This window comes from Rhizobacter sp. J219 (assembly GCF_024700055.1).
Taxonomy (GTDB): Bacteria; Pseudomonadota; Gammaproteobacteria; order Burkholderiales; family Burkholderiaceae_C; genus Rhizobacter.
Genome location: NZ_JAJOND010000001.1, coordinates 3,505,901 through 3,521,042 on the forward strand (window position 1 = coordinate 3,505,901; position 15,142 = coordinate 3,521,042).

At 69.8% G+C, this 15,142-nt stretch carries 14 protein-coding genes and 1 tRNA gene; 8 read left to right on the top strand and 7 right to left on the bottom strand.

Annotation, left to right across the window (positions count from 1 at the left end; genetic code table 11):
- Positions 1–95: 95 nt before the first annotated feature.
- A complete protein-coding gene (locus tag LRS03_RS16470; RefSeq protein WP_257826760.1) occupies positions 96–1,814 on the bottom strand; it encodes a cation:proton antiporter domain-containing protein in 1,719 nt (572 codons plus the stop codon).
- Between the two features lie 138 nt (positions 1,815–1,952).
- On the opposite strand from LRS03_RS16470, the gene LRS03_RS16475 reads away from it, so the two are divergent.
- Complete coding sequence (locus LRS03_RS16475) at positions 1,953–2,459, top strand: pyridoxamine 5'-phosphate oxidase family protein (protein ID WP_257826762.1); 507 nt, start codon at positions 1,953–1,955, stop codon at positions 2,457–2,459.
- Between the two features lie 15 nt (positions 2,460–2,474).
- Complete coding sequence (locus tag LRS03_RS16480; protein ID WP_257826763.1) at positions 2,475–2,951, top strand: response regulator; 477 nt, start codon at positions 2,475–2,477, stop codon at positions 2,949–2,951.
- A gap of 43 nt (positions 2,952–2,994) precedes the next feature.
- Here the strand turns inward: LRS03_RS16480 and LRS03_RS16485 are convergent.
- From LRS03_RS16485 to LRS03_RS16510, 6 genes are all read right to left on the bottom strand, one after another.
- Positions 2,995–3,070 (bottom strand) — tRNA-Phe (locus tag LRS03_RS16485).
- A 54-nt stretch (positions 3,071–3,124) separates the two neighbouring features.
- The gene (locus LRS03_RS16490) at positions 3,125–3,832 is read right to left on the bottom strand and encodes a response regulator (RefSeq protein WP_257826764.1); all 708 of its coding nucleotides are present in this window, start codon (positions 3,830–3,832) and stop codon (positions 3,125–3,127) included.
- 6 nt (positions 3,833–3,838) lie between these two features.
- Positions 3,839–6,127 carry a sensor histidine kinase gene (locus tag LRS03_RS16495; protein ID WP_257826765.1) on the bottom strand — a complete coding sequence of 763 codons (2,289 nt, stop codon included), beginning with the start codon at positions 6,125–6,127 and terminating at the stop codon, positions 3,839–3,841.
- An 11-nt stretch (positions 6,128–6,138) separates the two neighbouring features.
- On the bottom strand, positions 6,139–6,714 hold the full coding sequence (locus LRS03_RS16500) for a DUF4390 domain-containing protein (protein ID WP_257826766.1): 576 nt from the start codon (positions 6,712–6,714) through the stop codon (positions 6,139–6,141).
- Positions 6,715–6,760: 46 nt separating this feature from the next.
- Positions 6,761–8,077, bottom strand: a complete 1,317-nt coding sequence (gene rsmB, locus LRS03_RS16505) for a 16S rRNA (cytosine(967)-C(5))-methyltransferase RsmB (protein ID WP_257826767.1) — start codon at positions 8,075–8,077, stop codon at positions 6,761–6,763.
- A gap of 31 nt (positions 8,078–8,108) precedes the next feature.
- A complete protein-coding gene (locus tag LRS03_RS16510; RefSeq protein ID WP_257826769.1) occupies positions 8,109–9,527 on the bottom strand; it encodes an FAD-binding oxidoreductase in 1,419 nt (472 codons plus the stop codon).
- A gap of 394 nt (positions 9,528–9,921) precedes the next feature.
- Here LRS03_RS16510 and LRS03_RS16515 point away from each other — a divergent pair, with 394 nt between their 5' ends.
- Genes LRS03_RS16515 through LRS03_RS16540 form a run of 6 tightly spaced genes read left to right on the top strand, consistent with a single transcriptional unit; the run spans position 9,922 to position 15,137 of the window.
- Complete coding sequence (locus tag LRS03_RS16515; RefSeq protein ID WP_257826770.1) at positions 9,922–10,359, top strand: RDD family protein; 438 nt, start codon at positions 9,922–9,924, stop codon at positions 10,357–10,359.
- The gene (locus LRS03_RS16520) at positions 10,356–11,402 is read left to right on the top strand and encodes a stage II sporulation protein M (RefSeq protein ID WP_257826771.1); all 1,047 of its coding nucleotides are present in this window, start codon (positions 10,356–10,358) and stop codon (positions 11,400–11,402) included. The genes LRS03_RS16515 and LRS03_RS16520 overlap by 4 nt, the downstream gene beginning before the upstream one ends.
- The gene (locus LRS03_RS16525) at positions 11,392–12,129 is read left to right on the top strand and encodes a hypothetical protein (protein ID WP_257826773.1); all 738 of its coding nucleotides are present in this window, start codon (positions 11,392–11,394) and stop codon (positions 12,127–12,129) included. The genes LRS03_RS16520 and LRS03_RS16525 overlap by 11 nt, the downstream gene beginning before the upstream one ends.
- Positions 12,119–12,859 (top strand): DUF4129 domain-containing protein, encoded by a 741-nt coding sequence (locus LRS03_RS16530; RefSeq protein WP_257826774.1) that lies wholly within the window; start codon positions 12,119–12,121, stop codon positions 12,857–12,859. The genes LRS03_RS16525 and LRS03_RS16530 overlap by 11 nt, the downstream gene beginning before the upstream one ends.
- Positions 12,856–14,136 (top strand): DUF4350 domain-containing protein, encoded by a 1,281-nt coding sequence (locus LRS03_RS16535; RefSeq protein WP_257826775.1) that lies wholly within the window; start codon positions 12,856–12,858, stop codon positions 14,134–14,136. Before LRS03_RS16530 ends, LRS03_RS16535 begins: the two co-directional genes overlap by 4 nt.
- 8 nt (positions 14,137–14,144) lie before the next feature.
- Entirely contained in the window at positions 14,145–15,137 is a 993-nt protein-coding gene (locus LRS03_RS16540) for an AAA family ATPase (RefSeq protein ID WP_257826776.1), read from the top strand.
- Positions 15,138–15,142 lie beyond the last annotated feature (5 nt).

The window sequence follows — 15,142 nt, forward strand, 5'->3', positions numbered from 1 at the left end:
CAGCGTCTGGGCCGACGGCTTGCGTCAGCCTCGCGCCGCGGCTGCGCACGAAACCCGATTGCAGCAGGAAGAGTGCCGGCCCCTGTTACCGGTTGTCAGTGCCCGTCACGCGCGGCTTCGGCGGGGCGCATGCGCGACAGCACATGGCTGCCCATGGTCGCGGCCAGGGTGTGTTCGCCGATGAAGACGGTGCCCAGGCCCTCCTGGGTGATGAGCGCGGCTTCGTCGTCGCTGTGGGCGCGCACCACGACCTCGATGGCGGGGTTCAAGGTCCTCGCGGTCTGGATCATCTGGCGTGCAGCAAAGGCATCGGGCGTGGCCACCACCAGCATGCCGGCCTGCGCGATGTGGGCCTGGATCAGCACGGCGGGGTCGGTGGCGTCGCCGCTGACCGCCGGGACATTGCGCTCGCGCAGCTCTTCCACACGCTCGCGGTTCTGCTCGGCCACCACGTAGCGCACCTGCTGCGCATCGAGCTGCTGCGCGATGCGCCGGCCCACCCGGCCATACCCCACCAGCACCACCTGGCCGCTGAGGAAGGCCGGGTGCACCGAGGTCGGAAGCTCCGCCAGCGGGTCGTCGCGCTGCTCCAGGCGACGGGCCAGCGGCGAGCGCTCGCGAAGCCAGTCCTGCACCGGCTCGATGGCACGAAAGAGCACGGCGTTGAGCGCGATCGAGATCAAGGCCCCCGCGAGGATCAGGTGATGACCCGCCTCGGGCATCAACCCGAGCGCCATGCCCAGCCCCGCCAGGATGAACGAGAACTCGCCGATCTGCGCCAGGCTCGCACCCACCGTCAGCGCGCTGTTCATCGGGTAGCGGAAGGCGAGCACGAGCGCCACCGCCGCGAGCGTCTTGCCGATCATGATGATGGCCACCACCACCAGCACCCGCAGCGGCTCCTGCACCAGCACCATCGGGTCGAACAGCATGCCCACCGAGACGAAGAAGAGCACCGAGAACGCATCGCGCAGCGGCAGCGATTCGTCGGCAGCGCGGTGGCTGAACTCCGACTCGCGCATCATCATCCCGGCGAAGAAGGCCCCGAGTGCGAACGACACGTCGAAGAGCTTGGCCGACGCGAACGCCACCCCCACCGCTGCCGCCACCACGCACAGCGTGAACAGTTCTCGCGAGCCGGTCTTGGCCACCCACCACAGCAGCTTCGGAAAGACACGCCGCCCCACCACCAGCATCAGCACGATGAAGGCCGCCACCTTGGCGAGCGTGAGACCAAGGGTCGCCCACAGGCTCTGCCCCGCCTCGGCGCCCTGCGCCGCCTGCCCGCCGAGCAGCGGTGCGAGCGGCGGCAGGAGCACGAGCACAAGCACCATCACCAGGTCTTCGACCACCAGCCAACCGACCGCGATGCGGCCGTTCATCGACTCGAGCACGCCGCGCGCTTCGAGTGCGCGCAGCAGCACGACGGTGCTCGCGACCGACAGGCACAGGCCGAACACCAGCGAGCCGCCCAGCCCGAAGCCCCACCAGTAGCCCACGCCCAGGCCCATCGCCGTGGCCACGGCAATCTGCAGCACCGCGCCGGGGATCGCGATGCGCCGCACCGCCAGCAGATCGGCCACCGAGAAATGGAGCCCCACACCGAGCATCAACAGCATCACGCCGATCTCGGCCAGTTGACCAGCCAGGCCCACATCGGCCACGAATCCCGGCGTGGCCGGGCCGATCACGATGCCCGCGAGCAGATAGCCCACGAGCGGCGGCATTTTCAGGCGCGCGGCGATGAAGCCGAAGATGAGCGCGAGGCCGAAGCCGGCGGCGATGGTGGAGATGAGACTGACGTCGTGTGGCATCGGCGTACTCGGTGTGGGAAGACCGGACACCTCCTACACGCGGAGGCGCCCCAGGCTGATCGCTCCGGCGCGAGGCGACTGCTTCAATCGTCGCATGGGCCAGGCACCTGGCCCCCTGCCACGAACAAGGAGCGCACCATGGACGATCGAGACACTTCCTCCCGCGAGAAGCTGTGGGACCTGATCAAGGACATCAAGTTCGCGATGTTCACCACCCACCACCGCAACGGCCACCTGCACTCGCGACCGATGACCACGCAGAACCGCTCTGTCGACGAAGACAGCAGCCTGTGGTTCTTCATGTCGGCCAGCAGCGAGACGGTCGCCGACCTGCGCACCGACCCCGAGGTCAACGTGGTCTACGCCGATCCGGGCGACGACAGCTATGTCTCGGTGTCAGGCCTGGCCCGTGTGGTCGACAACCCCGCCAAGAAGGAGCAGCTGTGGAACAAGATGAACGAGGCGTGGTTTCCGCAGGGGCCGACCGACCCCGACCTTGCCCTGGTGCAGGTGGAGATCACGCACGCCGACTACTGGGACGTGAAGTCCAGCAAGCTGGTGCAGCTGATCGCGATGGCCAAGTCGGCCATCACCGGCAGGCCGCCGCGTGACCTGGGGACCCACGGCGAAGTGCGCATGCGCTGATCACGGGAGCACCCCATGCACGCACTCAAGACCTACATCGTCGAAGACAGCCCCGTCATCCGCGAGAGTCTCGTCGCGCTGCTGGAAGAGTCCGTGCCGGTGACAGTGGTCGGCACCGCCGAGGATGAGCTCACCGCCCTCAACTGGATGGGTGACCACCAACGACCCGACGACTGCGACCTCGTGATCGTCGACATCTACCTCAAGGGCGGCTCGGGCCTCGGGGTGCTGAAAGCAGGCGCCGGTGTGTACAAGCCGGCCAAGTGGGTCGTCTTCAGCAACCACGCGACACCAGAGATGCGCAACCGCTGCCTGGAGCTGGGCGCCGACTGCGTGTTCGACAAGTCGAACGAGATCGACGAGTTGCTGCTCTATTGCAACCGCTTGGCGAGCGACGACGAGGTGGCCGACGAGCGCGTGATCCCACCAGCGGTAGAACCGACCGAAACCGCCCCGGGTGCGAGCCCCAGTCCCACCGCCGGCCTCGCGTGAGCGACCAAACAAAAAGGCTCCCCGATCGGGGAGCCTTTTGATGTGGTGGCCAAGGGCGGAATCGAACCACCGACACGCGGATTTTCAATCCGCTGCTCTACCAACTGAGCTACTTGGCCGTAATTCTGGGAAACGAGCCGGCGATTATAGCCAGACTTGAAGCGGCTGCCGGCTCAGTTCCCGCCCGCCCCTCGCTTGTTGCGGCTGAGGTCGACGCCGAGCTGCTTCAGCTTGCGGTAGAGGTGAGTGCGTTCCAGTCCCGTCTTCTCGGCCACGCGTGTCATGCTGCCGTTTTCCTTGGCGAGGTGGAATTCGAAGTAGCTCTTCTCGAACGCATCGCGCGCTTCGCGCAACGGGCGGTCAAGTTCGAAGACCTGCTCCGGCTGCGGCCCGAGCACCAAGGGCACGGCGGGCATCAGCGGTGCGCCGCCCGCCATCGCGCCTTCGACGGCCATGCCGATGTCCACCCGCGCCGGCATCGTCACGGCGTGGTGGTTGGCCCCGGGTGGGCGGGCGGTCGGCTTGGCGAGGGCCTGCTCGACGGCCCGCAGGAGCTTCTGGAGCGTGATCGGCTTTTCGAGAAACGCCATCGCGCCGACCTTGGTGGCTTCGACCGCGGTGTCGATGGTGCCGTGGCCGGACATCATGATCACCGGCATCGTGAGCAGCGAGGAGGCGCCCCACTCCTTGAGCAGGGTGATGCCGTCGACGTCGGGCATCCAGATGTCGAGCAGCACGAGGTCGGGGCGCACGCGTTCGCGGATGGCCCGGGCCTGCGCCGCGTTCTCGGCCAGCTCGACGCTGTGGCCTTCATCGCTCAGGATTTCGGACAGCAGGGCGCGGATGCCCAGTTCGTCGTCGACAACAAGAATGGTGGCCATGAATCCTCAGTGCGCCCGGGCGTCGGGAGGTGCTGCAACAGCGGGGGAGCTGTCGGCCGGCGCAAATTTCGAAAATGATAGCGAAACTTGTGCCCCCGCCACCTCGGCCCCGCCCGGGCCGGTGTAGGTGAGGTTGGCCAGGCGGATGCGGGCGCCGTGCTCGTCGGCGATTTTCTTCACCACCGCGAGGCCGAGGCCGGTGCCGCGGGTCTTGGTGGTGACGTAGGGCTCGAAGGCACGTTTGAGCACCTTCTCCGGAAAGCCCGGGCCGTTGTCGAGCACCTGCAGACGCACGGCGCGCAGCTCGCCCTGCTCGGTGCGGGCGATCTCGGTGCGCAGGCGCACGCAGCCTTCGGGCCGTTCGGCGATCGCATCGAGCGCGTTCTGCACGAGATTGTGAATGACCTGGCGCAGTTGCGAAGCATCGCCCTGGATCAACGGCAGGTCGGGCGTCAGCTCGGGCTTGAGCCGCCCGGCCTCCTGTGCGGTGGCATAGAGGGCCAGCACTTCGGCGGCAAGCGCGTTGAGGTCGAGTGCCTGCGGTTTGGCCGCCGGCAGGCGCGCGTAGTCGCGGAACTCGTTCACGAGCTGCTTCATCGCCTGCACCTGGTTGACGATGGTGCCCACCGAGCGCGCGAGCATCGCCTGGTCGCTGCCTTCGAGCTTGGGTTCGAGCTTGTGCTGCAGCCGCTCGGCCGAGAGCTGGATGGGCGTGAGCGGGTTCTTGATCTCGTGCGCGAGTCGGCGCGCGACTTCGCTCCAGGCCTCGGCGCGCTGCGCGGAGACGACCTCGGTGATGTCGTCGAACACCATCAGCCGGCCGGCATGGGGCATCGCGGCGCCGCGCACGAGCAGGGTGATCTTGTCGCCGTCTTTTTCGTCGTTGAGGCGGCCGGGAGTCTGCAGGTCGAAGGCGTCCTGCCAATGGTCGCGTTCACCGGCCTCGGGGCTGTCCTGGTGAAGCTCGAAGCGCTGCTCGACGGCGGCGGCAAACGCCTGCAGGCCGGGCACTTCGTCGAGCCGCCGGCCGCGGTAGGCCGACACCGGCAGGCGCAGGATGCGTGTGGCGCCGGGGTTCACGGTGTCGATGTGGCCGTCGCGGTCGAACACGATCACGCCGGCGGTGAGGTTGTCGAGGATGGTCTGCAGGTTGGTGCGGGCAGCCTCCAGCTGCGCCAGGCTGCGCTGCACCAGCGAACGCGCTTCGGAAAGCTGCTCGGTCATGTCGGCAAACGATCGCGTGAGGCCGCTCAGCTCGTCTTTCGAGGCAAACACCGGCTTGCGCGTGAGGTCGCCGCGTGCCACCTGGCGCACGCCCTCGGCCAGCACGAGCAGCGGCCGCGCGAGCTGGTTGCCGAGCGTGACGGCCAGCAGCAGCGCGCCGAACACCGCGAGGATCAGCGTCAGCGTCAGCGTGCCGATGTACATGCGGCGCAGGCCCTCGCGTGCCAGTGCCCGCTGCTGGTATTCGCGGTAGGCCGCCTGCACCGCCAAGGCCTGCGTCACCATCGCGCTCGGCAGCAGTTGCGTGACCATGAGGAAGCGGTCCTGCGGGCCGAGCGACATGCTGTTGCTCGGCATGTGCGCCAGCGTGCGGATGCGCGCGCTGCCCGACTGCGCGGCGGCGTCTTCGTCGAGGCCTTCGAGCTGCCCCGTCACCCGCGCGCTGCGCGCCTGGCGCAGCAGGAGCGGGCTCGGCCGCTCGGGCGCGCCCGCACCGCTCAGCTCGCCCGCGGTCACCAGCACCTGCCCGTTGGGCCCAAGCAGCGTCACCTCCTGTGCGAAGAGCTGCTCCCGCAGACGCTCCAGCACCAGCGGCGGCACCGGGTTGGGCGTGTCGCTGAGCCGTTCTGCGGCGAGTCGTGTCTTGGTGCTCAGGTCGTTGAGTTGCGCGTCGAGTGTGCCGCGGCCGAGGCTCAGGCCGGCATCGAGCGCGCCTTCCACCTTCACGTCGAACCAGCTCTCGATGCTGCGCGAGACGAACTGATACGACACGACATAGATCAGGAGGCCGGGCACCACACCCACCATCGCAAACACCAGCGCCAGGCGCAGCAGCAGTCGGCTGCCGAACTTCCCTCTCCGCACCCGCACCATGAGCCGCACGCCGGCGATGCCGATCACGAGCACCAGCAGCGAGGCCACCACCACGTTGACCCAGAACAGCCACACATAGTGGCGCTCGTAGAGGCCACGGCTGTTGGTGGCGAGCGAGAGCAGGAACACCAGCACCAGGCCGGCGCCGGTCACCGCGACCAGGGAGATGATCCAGGCCCAGCGGGTGGCTTTTTTCATCGCGGGCGAGACTAGTTCAAGCGCCGGGTGCGCTCGGCCTTGAACTGCCAGTCGGACTGGCCGCCAATGCCGATCTGCATCGGGCGCGGCAACTGGGTGGTGTCGAGCTGGTAGCTGAATTCGACGTAGTGCTTGCCGTCATCGAGCTGCGGCGCGTCGACCAGCTTCCAGTTGACGCTGCGGCTCACCGCCACCAACGCATCCGACAGGCTGTCGTAGTGCTGGCTCAGGCCGCCGTAGGTGACGCGGTACTTGCGGGTCAGCGGCTGGAAGGCCAGGCGCCAGGTGCGGGTAGCGTTGGCCAGGCGCTTGTCGGTCCAGTACCAGCGGTCACGGAAGACTTCGGCCTGCGCCACGAAGAAGAGCGGCACACCCTTTTGCAGTGCCTCTTCGATGGGCTTGGACAGCTCGAAGCGCGCGGCAAAGCTGAGCGCCAGGCCTTCGTCGCTGCGGGTCAGCTCGAAGCTGTCGAGGCTGACCGGCTCGGCCCGCGCGCCCACGGCGGCCAGGCTCAGCAGCAGCGCGGCCAGCACGGCGCTGCCCGCATGGCGCACCCAGCCGGCAAGCAGCGGGACCCACGCAGACAACAGCAAAGCAACGGTGCGGAAAGGTCGGGCGCAGCGCACGAAAAGGTCAAGGGGCCTTGGCCAGCAAAGCGTAGAAAAAGCCGTCTGGCGATGCACCTGAAGCGGGCGCGGCGCCGTTGTCCGGATTGTCGGGCAGCGGCAGCAGGTGGCCGGGCGCCGTCGGCAGCAGGGCCGCTTCCGCAGGCCCGAGGCGTTGCAAAAAAGCGTCGATCACACGCTGGCCTTCGGCCTTGAAGACCGAGCACGTGCAGTAAAGCAAGCGCCCACGCGGCTTGAGCAGCGGCCACAACGCATCGAGCAGCTCGCCCTGGGTGCGGGCCAGCGCGGGGATGTCGCTGTCGCGCCGCAGCCAGCGCACGTCGGCGTGGCGACGCACGATGCCGGAGGCGCTGCAGGGGGCGTCGAGCAGGATGGCGTCGAATGCCTGGCCGTCCCACCAGTCGGCGGGGCGGCGGGCGTCGGCGGCGACGCTGCGCGCGGCCAGGCCGAGGCGGCGCAGGGTGTCGTGCACCCGTTCGAGGCGGGCGGGGTCGGCGTCGAGCGCCAGCACGTCGAGGTCGGCCAGCTCCAGCAGGTGGGCAGTCTTGCCGCCGGGGGCGGCGCAGGCGTCGAGCACACGGGCCCCGGTCGGCAGGCCCTCGCCGATCAGCAGGGGTGCGGCCATCTGGGCGGCGGTGTCCTGCACGGAGACATCACCGTCTGCGAAGCCGGGCAACTGCTGCACCGGCACCGGCGCGGTCAGGACCAGGCCATGGGCACCGACCGGCTGCGCGTCGATGCCGGCCTGGCGCAAACGCTCGCGGTACGACTCCACGGTGCCGCGGCGGGCGTTGACGCGCAGCGCCATCGGAGGGTGGCGGTTGTTGGCCTCGAGCACCGCCTGCCACTGCGCCGGCCAATCGGCCCGCAGCCGGTCGATCCACCAGCGCGGGTGGTTGTGGTGGGCGACGGGGTCGGCCTCGGCGGCAGCCACGAGCGTGTCGCGCTCGCGCAGGAAACGGCGCAGCACCGCGTTGATGAACGGCGCGCTGGACTGCGAACGGCGCTTGGCCGCGTCGACCGCCTGGTCGACCACGGTATGCGGCTCGTAGCGGGCGCCGTCCTGCGCATCGGGCCACAGCAGCGCCAGGGCGGTCAACAACAGCGCGTCAACGGGTGGCGACGGCGTCTTGGGCGCCAGCCTGGCGCGGATCGCCTGCGCCGCGCCGAGGCGGCGCAGCACCTCGAACGACAGGGCCTGCACCCCCGGCCGGGCCTCGTGCGGGCAACGCGCCAAGGCGTCGTTGAGCGAGCGGCCGGCACGCACGGCCTGTACCGCATCGGCGGTGTGGGAGATGAGTTGGGACAGCGGGAGGGACTTCACCCGCCGAGTCTACGGGCCCGGTTTGCGGAGGCTAACTGAAGATCTTTCCAGGGTTCATGATGTTCTTCGGGTCGAGCGCCTGCTTCAGCGCTCTCATCATGGACACCGCGCCTGCACCGGTTTCCTCAACCAGGAAACCCATCTTGTGCAAGCCGACGCCGTGCTCGCCGGTGCAGGTGCCGCCCACGGCCAGCGCCCGCTGCACGAGCCGGTGGTTGAGCTGCTCGGCCAGCTCGCGCTCGGCAGGCAGGTTCGGGTCGATCAGGTAGCCCATGTGGAAGTTGCCATCGCCCACATGGCCGACCAGGAAGTACGGCAGGCCCGACGCCTCGACCTCGGCCACGCTCTCGTTGATGCAGTCGGCCAGGCGCGAGATGGGCACGCAGGTGTCGGTGGTGACGGCGCGGCAGCCAGGCTTCATCTGCAGGGCCGACAGGTAGGCGTGGTGGCGCGCGGTCCACAAGCGCGTGCGTGCCTCGGGCGTGGTGGCCCATTCGAAGCCCTGGCCGCCCAGCTCGTCGGCGATCGTCTGAACGGTGGCCGACTGTTCGGCGACTGCGGCGTCGCTGCCGTGGAATTCCATCAGCAGCATCGGCGCTTCGGTCAGGCCCAGCTTGTCGCGCTGGTTGACGGCGCGCACCGTGTTCGCATCGAGCAGCTCGCAGCGGGCGATGGGCACGCCGAGCTGGATGACCTGGATCGTGGTGCGCACCGCGGCGTCGACGCTCGGGAAGGTGCACACCGCGGCGAGCACCGCTTCGGGCAGAGGGTACAGGCGCAGCGTGATCTCGGTCATCACGCCCAGCGTGCCTTCGCTGCCCACCATCAGGCGGGTGAGGTCGTAGCCGGCGCTCGACTTGCGGGCGCGTGTGCCGGTGCGGATCACCTCGCCCTGCGGCGTGACGACGGTCAGGCCCAGCACGTTCTCGCGCATCGTGCCGTAGCGCACGGCGTTGGTGCCGCTGGCGCGGGTGGCGGCCATGCCGCCGAGGCTCGCGTCGGCGCCGGGGTCGATGGGGAAGAAGAGGCCGCTGTGGCGGATCTCGTTGTTGAGCTGCGTGCGCGTCACGCCGGGCTGCACCGTCACGGTCAGGTCATCGGGCTGCAGCGACACGATCTTCTGCATGCGCGAGAGGTCGAGGCTCACCCCGCCTTGGACGGCGAGCAGGTGACCTTCGAGCGAGGATCCGACACCGAACGGAATCACCGGCACCGCATGCGCGTCGGCCAGCTTCACGACGAAGGCGACGTCTTCGGTGCTTTCGCAATAGACGACCAGCTCGGGCGGCGGCACGTCGAATGGCGACTCGTCGCGGCCATGCTGCTCGCGCACCGCGAGCGCGGACGAACAGCGGTCGCCAAAGCGCGCCTTGAGCGCCTCGTGCATCGCAGGCGGCACGGGGCGGCGCTCCATCGGCGGCAGCACATGAGAAGGAAGCGGGGCGTTCAAGACGGGCTCCAACGACAGACCGGATGCGCCGATTCTGCGCTTCTTGACCAAAAGCGCCCCCTAGAATCCGCCCGCACACCAATGCCATGCGCGGGGAGGCGCTGAAGCGACGTGTCTGCTGAGCACCAGGCCGTGTCACTCGACACGCTGTACACCGCCGAAACGCCCGAGGGCATTGCACTGTCGCTGCGCCCCGCCGGCGCCGCCGCCCGCGCACTGGCCTACATGGTGGACCTGGGCGTGCGCTTCGGGATCTTCATGGTGGTGTCGATCGCCGCCATCCCGCTCGGCGGCATGGGCCAAGGCCTGCTGCTGGTGAGCTACTTCCTGCTGGAATGGTTCTACCCGGTGTTCTTCGAGTCTCACGGGCTCAGGGGCCACCCCGGGCAAGCGCATGTTCGGCCTGCAGGTGGTGATGGACTCGGGCCTGCCGGTCACCCCCGCTGCCGCCATCACCCGCAACCTGTTGCGCGCGGCCGATTTCTTCCCCTTTCTCTACGCAAGCGGCCTGCTCACCATGCTGCTGCGGCGCGACTTCAAGCGCCTCGGCGACCTCGCCGCCGGCACGCTGGTGGTCTACGCCGACACCGTGGCCCTGCATGGCCAGCTGCCCGAGGCTGGCGCGACCGCCCCGGCACGCCCGCTGGCCGCGCGCGAGCAGGCGGCCGTCGTCGCCTGGGCCGGCCGCGCCAACCGGCTCACCCCGGCACGGCTCGACGAGCTGGCCCAGCTCGCCCGCTCGGTCACGCCGGGTCAAGGGGGCGACGCCACCGGCAAGCTGCTCGGCGTCGCGCAATGGCTGGTCGGCAACCGCAACGGGAGCCGGCCATGACCCCTCGCCTCTTCGAAGCGAAGAACGGCCCGCTGTGGGACGAGCTCGAACAAGCCCTCGACCGGGCCGAAAAGCGCCCACGCGACAAAGCCAAAGACAAGCAGGCCGCCAAGCCCGCCGGCAAACCCAAGCCGCTCGACGGCGCACGGCTGGCCGAGCTGTACCGTCGGGCTTGCGAGCACCTTGCGCTGTCTCAGGCGCGCGCCTACCCGATCCACCTCACGCAGCGGCTGGAGTCACTGACGCAGCGAGCGCACCGCCTGATCTACCGCCGCCACGACTATGGCGTCGCGCGGCTGCGCCAGCTGGTGCTGGTCGACTTCCCGCAGGCCGTGCGCCAGCAGCGCTGGTACCTGCTCGCCGCCACGCTGCTTTTCGTCGTGCCGGCCCTCGCGACGGGGCTTGCCTGCTACTTCGACCCGGGGTTCATCCTGCACATCGCGAGTGCCGAGCAGGCCCAGGAGTTCGACCGCATGTACAGCGGCAGCGAACGCTCGCTCGGCCGCACCCGCAGCGCCGACACCGACTGGCAGATGTTCGGCTACTACGTGATGCACAACATCGGCATCGGCTTCCAGTGCTTCGCGGGCGGCCTCTTCCTGGGCATCGGCGCTGTTTTCTTCATTCTCTTCAACGGTGTCTTCCTCGGCGCGGTGGCCGGCTACCTGACGGCGCGCGGCCACACCGAGAACTTCTGGTCCTTCGTCGTCACGCACGGCGCCTTCGAGCTGACGGCCATCGTGCTGGCCGGCGCGGCCGGGCTGCAGCTCGGCCACGCGCTGCTGGCGCCGGGCCGCCACACGCGCCTCGAAGCACTGCGCCGCGCGGCGGCCGAGGCGATCGTGATCGTCTACGGCGTGATCGGCATGCTGGTCATCGCGGCCGCGATCGAGGCTTTCTGGTCGTCGGCACGCTGGGTGCTGCCCGAGGTGAAGTACGGCGTGGGCGGCGCGTGCTGGCTGTTCGTCTTCGCCTACCTTGGCCTGCAGGGGCGCCCGGCGCGTGCAGCGCGCACCGCCGCGAGGAGCGTGCATGCGGGTTGACGCCATCGCGGTCGAGCTGCGGCCACGGCCGATGTGGGAAGCGGCCGACCTCGGCGTGCGCTTGGTGCAGGCCCATGCCCGCTCGATCTGGCTGACCTGGGCGCCGGTGTACGGCGTGTTCGCAGTGCTGGCGCTGGCGACGGTGGAGATCTCGTCCTGGCTGCCCAGCCTGCTCGTCTTCTGGTTCAAGCCCTGGATGGACCGCAGCATCCTCTTCGTGCTGTCGCGTGCGGTGTTCGGCCAGGAGACCCGCTTCGCCGACCTGTGGGCGGCGCGGCGCAGCGTGTGGGGCGGGCAGCTTTTCACCACGCTGCTGTGGCGCCGCCTCTCGCCGTGGCGGTCCTTCACCCAGCCGATCTACCAGCTCGAAGGCCAGCGCGGCAAGGCACGCCGCCAGCGCCGTACGCAGCTGCTGCGCCAGCAGCGTGGGGCGGCGGGGGGCATGCACTTCGCCTTCGCCAACATCGAAGCCTCGCTCGCCTTCGGCGCACTCGCGCTCGCGCTGTGGTTCGCGCCCGAACAGTTGCGCGGCGACGTCTTCGACTGGTTCCTCGGCCGCGGCGAAGGCAGCGACGTGCTGGCCTCGCTGTGCAGCGCGTCGGTCTACGCAGGAGTCGTGCTGCTGCTGGAGCCCTTCTACGTGGCGGCCGGGTTCGCGATGTACCTCAACCGCCGCGTGCAGCTCGAAGCCTGGGACATCGAGCAGGAATTCCGCCGTGCGTTCTGAGGCCGCCGCGCTCCTCGTGGCCCTGGCCCTGCTGGCCGGGCCGGCAGGCGCTGCCGAGGCCGCGTCGGCCCCCACGCGCGAGCAGGTGAGTCGCGAAGTCGAAGCCCTGCGGCAGGATCCCAACCTCGCCGGCCAACGCAAGGAAAAGACGCTGCGCTTCAAGGACCAGGGCGAAGCCCGCAAGCCCGACCCCAAGAACGACGGCACCTGGGCCTGGCTGCGCGACTTTGCGCGCTGGATGACCGAGGCCGGGCGGGTGGCGGTGTGGGTGGTGGGGGCCTTGCTGGTCGCGCTGGTGCTCGTCGGCCTGCGGCACTGGATCCGCGTGCGCGCCGGGGCGGTGAAAGGCAGCAGCGCCGGGCCGTTGCCGAGCCACGTGCGCGACCTCGACATCCGCCCCGAGAGCCTGCCCGAGCGCATCGGCGAGGCGGCGGCGGCGCTGTGGCAGAAGGGCGAGCACCGCGCGGCGCTGTCGTTGCTCTACCGCGGAGCGCTGTCGCGGCTGGTGCACCAGCACCAGGTGCCGATCCGCGCGGCCAGCACCGAGGGCGAATGCCTGGCGCTCGCGGCCCGCCGCCTCGCCCCCGAACGCAGCGCCTATTTCGGCCGGCTGGTGCAGGCCTGGCAGCTCGCGGTCTATGGCGCGCGGCTGCCGGCGGACGACAGCGTGATCGCGCTCTGTCGCGAGTTCGACCAGCAGCTGCGCCCCACGGGAGCGGTGTCCGCATGACCGAGACCCAGCGCACCTGGGGCCTGCGCGCCCTGATCGCGGCGATGCTGCTGGGGCTCGTGGCCTGGCTCGCGTCGTGCACCGAATGGGCCGAGGTCGAGGTGCCCACGCCGGCGCGCGGCGAAGCGGCCCGCAACCGCCACTACGCGGCCCAGGCGCTGCTGCGCCGGCTCGGCACGACGGTCGCCACGCCGGAGAACCTCGCGCAATTGCCGCCCGCCGGTGCCACGCTGCTGCTGACCTCGTGGCACTGGGACATCTTCCCCGAGCGGGCGCAGCGCCTGCGCCAATGGGTGGAAGACGGCGGGCAGCTGGTGATCTTCAGCGACAACCTGAACCAGAAGCAGCTCAAGGGCTGGTTGCCGGTCCGCTGGCTCGAGCCGCCGCGCCGCCAGAAGCCACGCGACGACGAGGCAGCGGATGCCGAGGAAAACGAGGACAGCGACGAAGACGACATCGAGGCAGCCGAACCCCGGCAGATGGCGGTGCTGCGGCGCCTGAAGATGCCCTGCCACGACACGGCCGAGCCCGACAGCGTCGCGCCCCACTACGCGGGCACCGCACGCCACTACAAGCTGTGCGGCTTCATCTACTCAGGCTGGAAGCTGCAGCCGAACGGCCCGGCCCTGTGGTCGATCGACGGGCGCGACGGGCCGCTGCTGCTGCGCGTGGCCAAGGGCCGCGGCACGGTGACCGTCATCCAGCCCGTGGGCCTGCTCGACAACGACCGGGTGCTGCAGTCCGACAACGGCCTCGCCGCCGTGGCCGCGCTGCAGGCGCGGCGCGGCTCGACGGTGTGGTTCGTCACCGAAGAAGCGCGCCCGTCGCTGCTGGCCTGGCTGTGGCAGGAGGCCGCGGCCGTGGTGCTCCTTGCCGCCGCGGCCCTGGTGCTCGCACTCTGGCGCGGCGCGCGCCGCTTCGGGCCGCTGGCCGCGCTCGCCGCGACCGGCCGGCGCTCGATGGCCGAGCAGATCGCGGGCACGGCGCAGTTCCTGCGCAAGCAGGGCCCCGAGGCGCTGCTGGCCGCGCAGATCCGCGCGCTCGAAGCCGCCGCACGCAGCCACATCCGCCTCTACGACACGCTCGACCGCGGCCAGCGTGCCGCAGCCATTGCCAAGCATACCGGGCAGGACGCCGCTGCGCTCAGCTCGGCGCTCGACAAGAGCCTCGCCCGCAAGCGCCACGACCTGCCGGCCACGCTCGAACTGCTCGAAACCGCGCGGCGCCTGCTCGTGCAGAAGAAGGCACCCCACTCCAGCTCATCGAAGAAAGACTGAGGACTCCCATGCAACTCAAACCCACGGACATCGAGCGTGCCGCCGGCCTGCTCAACGAACTGCGCAACGAAGTGGGCAAGGCGGTGGTCGGGCAATCGCAGGCGGTCGGGCAGATCCTGGTCGCGCTCGTCGCCTCGGGCCACGTGCTGATCGAGGGCGTGCCGGGTCTCGGCAAGACGCTGCTCGTGCGCTCGCTGGCGAAGGCGATGTCGCTGCAGTACGCCCGGGTGCAGTTCACGCCCGACCTGATGCCCTCCGACATCACCGGCCATGCGGTGCTCGATGCACGCGGCGGCGACGCGGGCGCGCTCGGCACGCTGCGGGTGCACCGCGGACCGGTGTTCACCAACCTGCTGCTCGCCGACGAGATCAACCGCGCGCCGGCCAAGACGCAGGCTTCGCTGCTCGAAGTGATGCAGGAGTACCAGGTCACGCTCGAAGGACAGACCCACGCACTGCCGCGACCCTTCATGGTGCTGGCGACGCAGAACCCGATCGACACCGAAGGCACCTACCCGCTGCCCGAGGCGCAGCTCGACCGCTTCCTCTTCAAGATCGACATCGGCTACCCGCCGCACGACGAAGAGACGGCCATCGTCAAGCGCACAACCGAGCAGCAGACGGGCGACCAGTTCCCGCTCGAAGGCGTGGCCGCGCGGGTCGACGAACGCTCGGTGCTCACGCTGCAGCGCATGGTGGCCTTCATCCGCACCGACGACAAGGTGATCGACTATGCGGTGCGCCTGGTGCGCGCCACCCGCAGCTGGCCGGGCCTGGCCACCGGCGCCGGCCCGCGCGCCGCCATCGCGCTGGTGCGCGCGGCGCGGGCCACCGCGCTGATGCAGAACCGCGACTTCGTGACGCCCGACGACATCAAGCTGCACGCCCTGCCCGCGCTGCGCCACCGGGTGCTGCTCGCGCCCGATGCGCAACTCGAAGGGCGCAGCGTCGGTGAGCTGCTCGACGGCGTGCTCGACAGCGTCGAGGCGCCGCGGCTCTGAGCGTC

What these genes read in the sequence shown, in the direction of transcription:
- LRS03_RS16470 (WP_257826760.1), bottom strand. Translation starts at nt 1,814, where the DNA reads ATGCCACACGACGTCAGTCTCATCTCCACCATCGCCGCCGGCTTCGGC.
- LRS03_RS16475 (WP_257826762.1), top strand. Translation starts at nt 1,953, where the DNA reads ATGGACGATCGAGACACTTCCTCCCGCGAGAAGCTGTGGGACCTGATC.
- LRS03_RS16480 (WP_257826763.1), top strand. Translation starts at nt 2,475, where the DNA reads ATGCACGCACTCAAGACCTACATCGTCGAAGACAGCCCCGTCATCCGC.
- LRS03_RS16490 (WP_257826764.1), bottom strand. Translation starts at nt 3,832, where the DNA reads ATGGCCACCATTCTTGTTGTCGACGACGAACTGGGCATCCGCGCCCTG.
- LRS03_RS16495 (WP_257826765.1), bottom strand. Translation starts at nt 6,127, where the DNA reads ATGAAAAAAGCCACCCGCTGGGCCTGGATCATCTCCCTGGTCGCGGTG.
- LRS03_RS16515 (WP_257826770.1), top strand. Translation starts at nt 9,922, where the DNA reads ATGTTCGGCCTGCAGGTGGTGATGGACTCGGGCCTGCCGGTCACCCCC.
- LRS03_RS16520 (WP_257826771.1), top strand. Translation starts at nt 10,356, where the DNA reads ATGACCCCTCGCCTCTTCGAAGCGAAGAACGGCCCGCTGTGGGACGAG.
- LRS03_RS16525 (WP_257826773.1), top strand. Translation starts at nt 11,392, where the DNA reads ATGCGGGTTGACGCCATCGCGGTCGAGCTGCGGCCACGGCCGATGTGG.
- LRS03_RS16535 (WP_257826775.1), top strand. Translation starts at nt 12,856, where the DNA reads ATGACCGAGACCCAGCGCACCTGGGGCCTGCGCGCCCTGATCGCGGCG.
- LRS03_RS16540 (WP_257826776.1), top strand. Translation starts at nt 14,145, where the DNA reads ATGCAACTCAAACCCACGGACATCGAGCGTGCCGCCGGCCTGCTCAAC.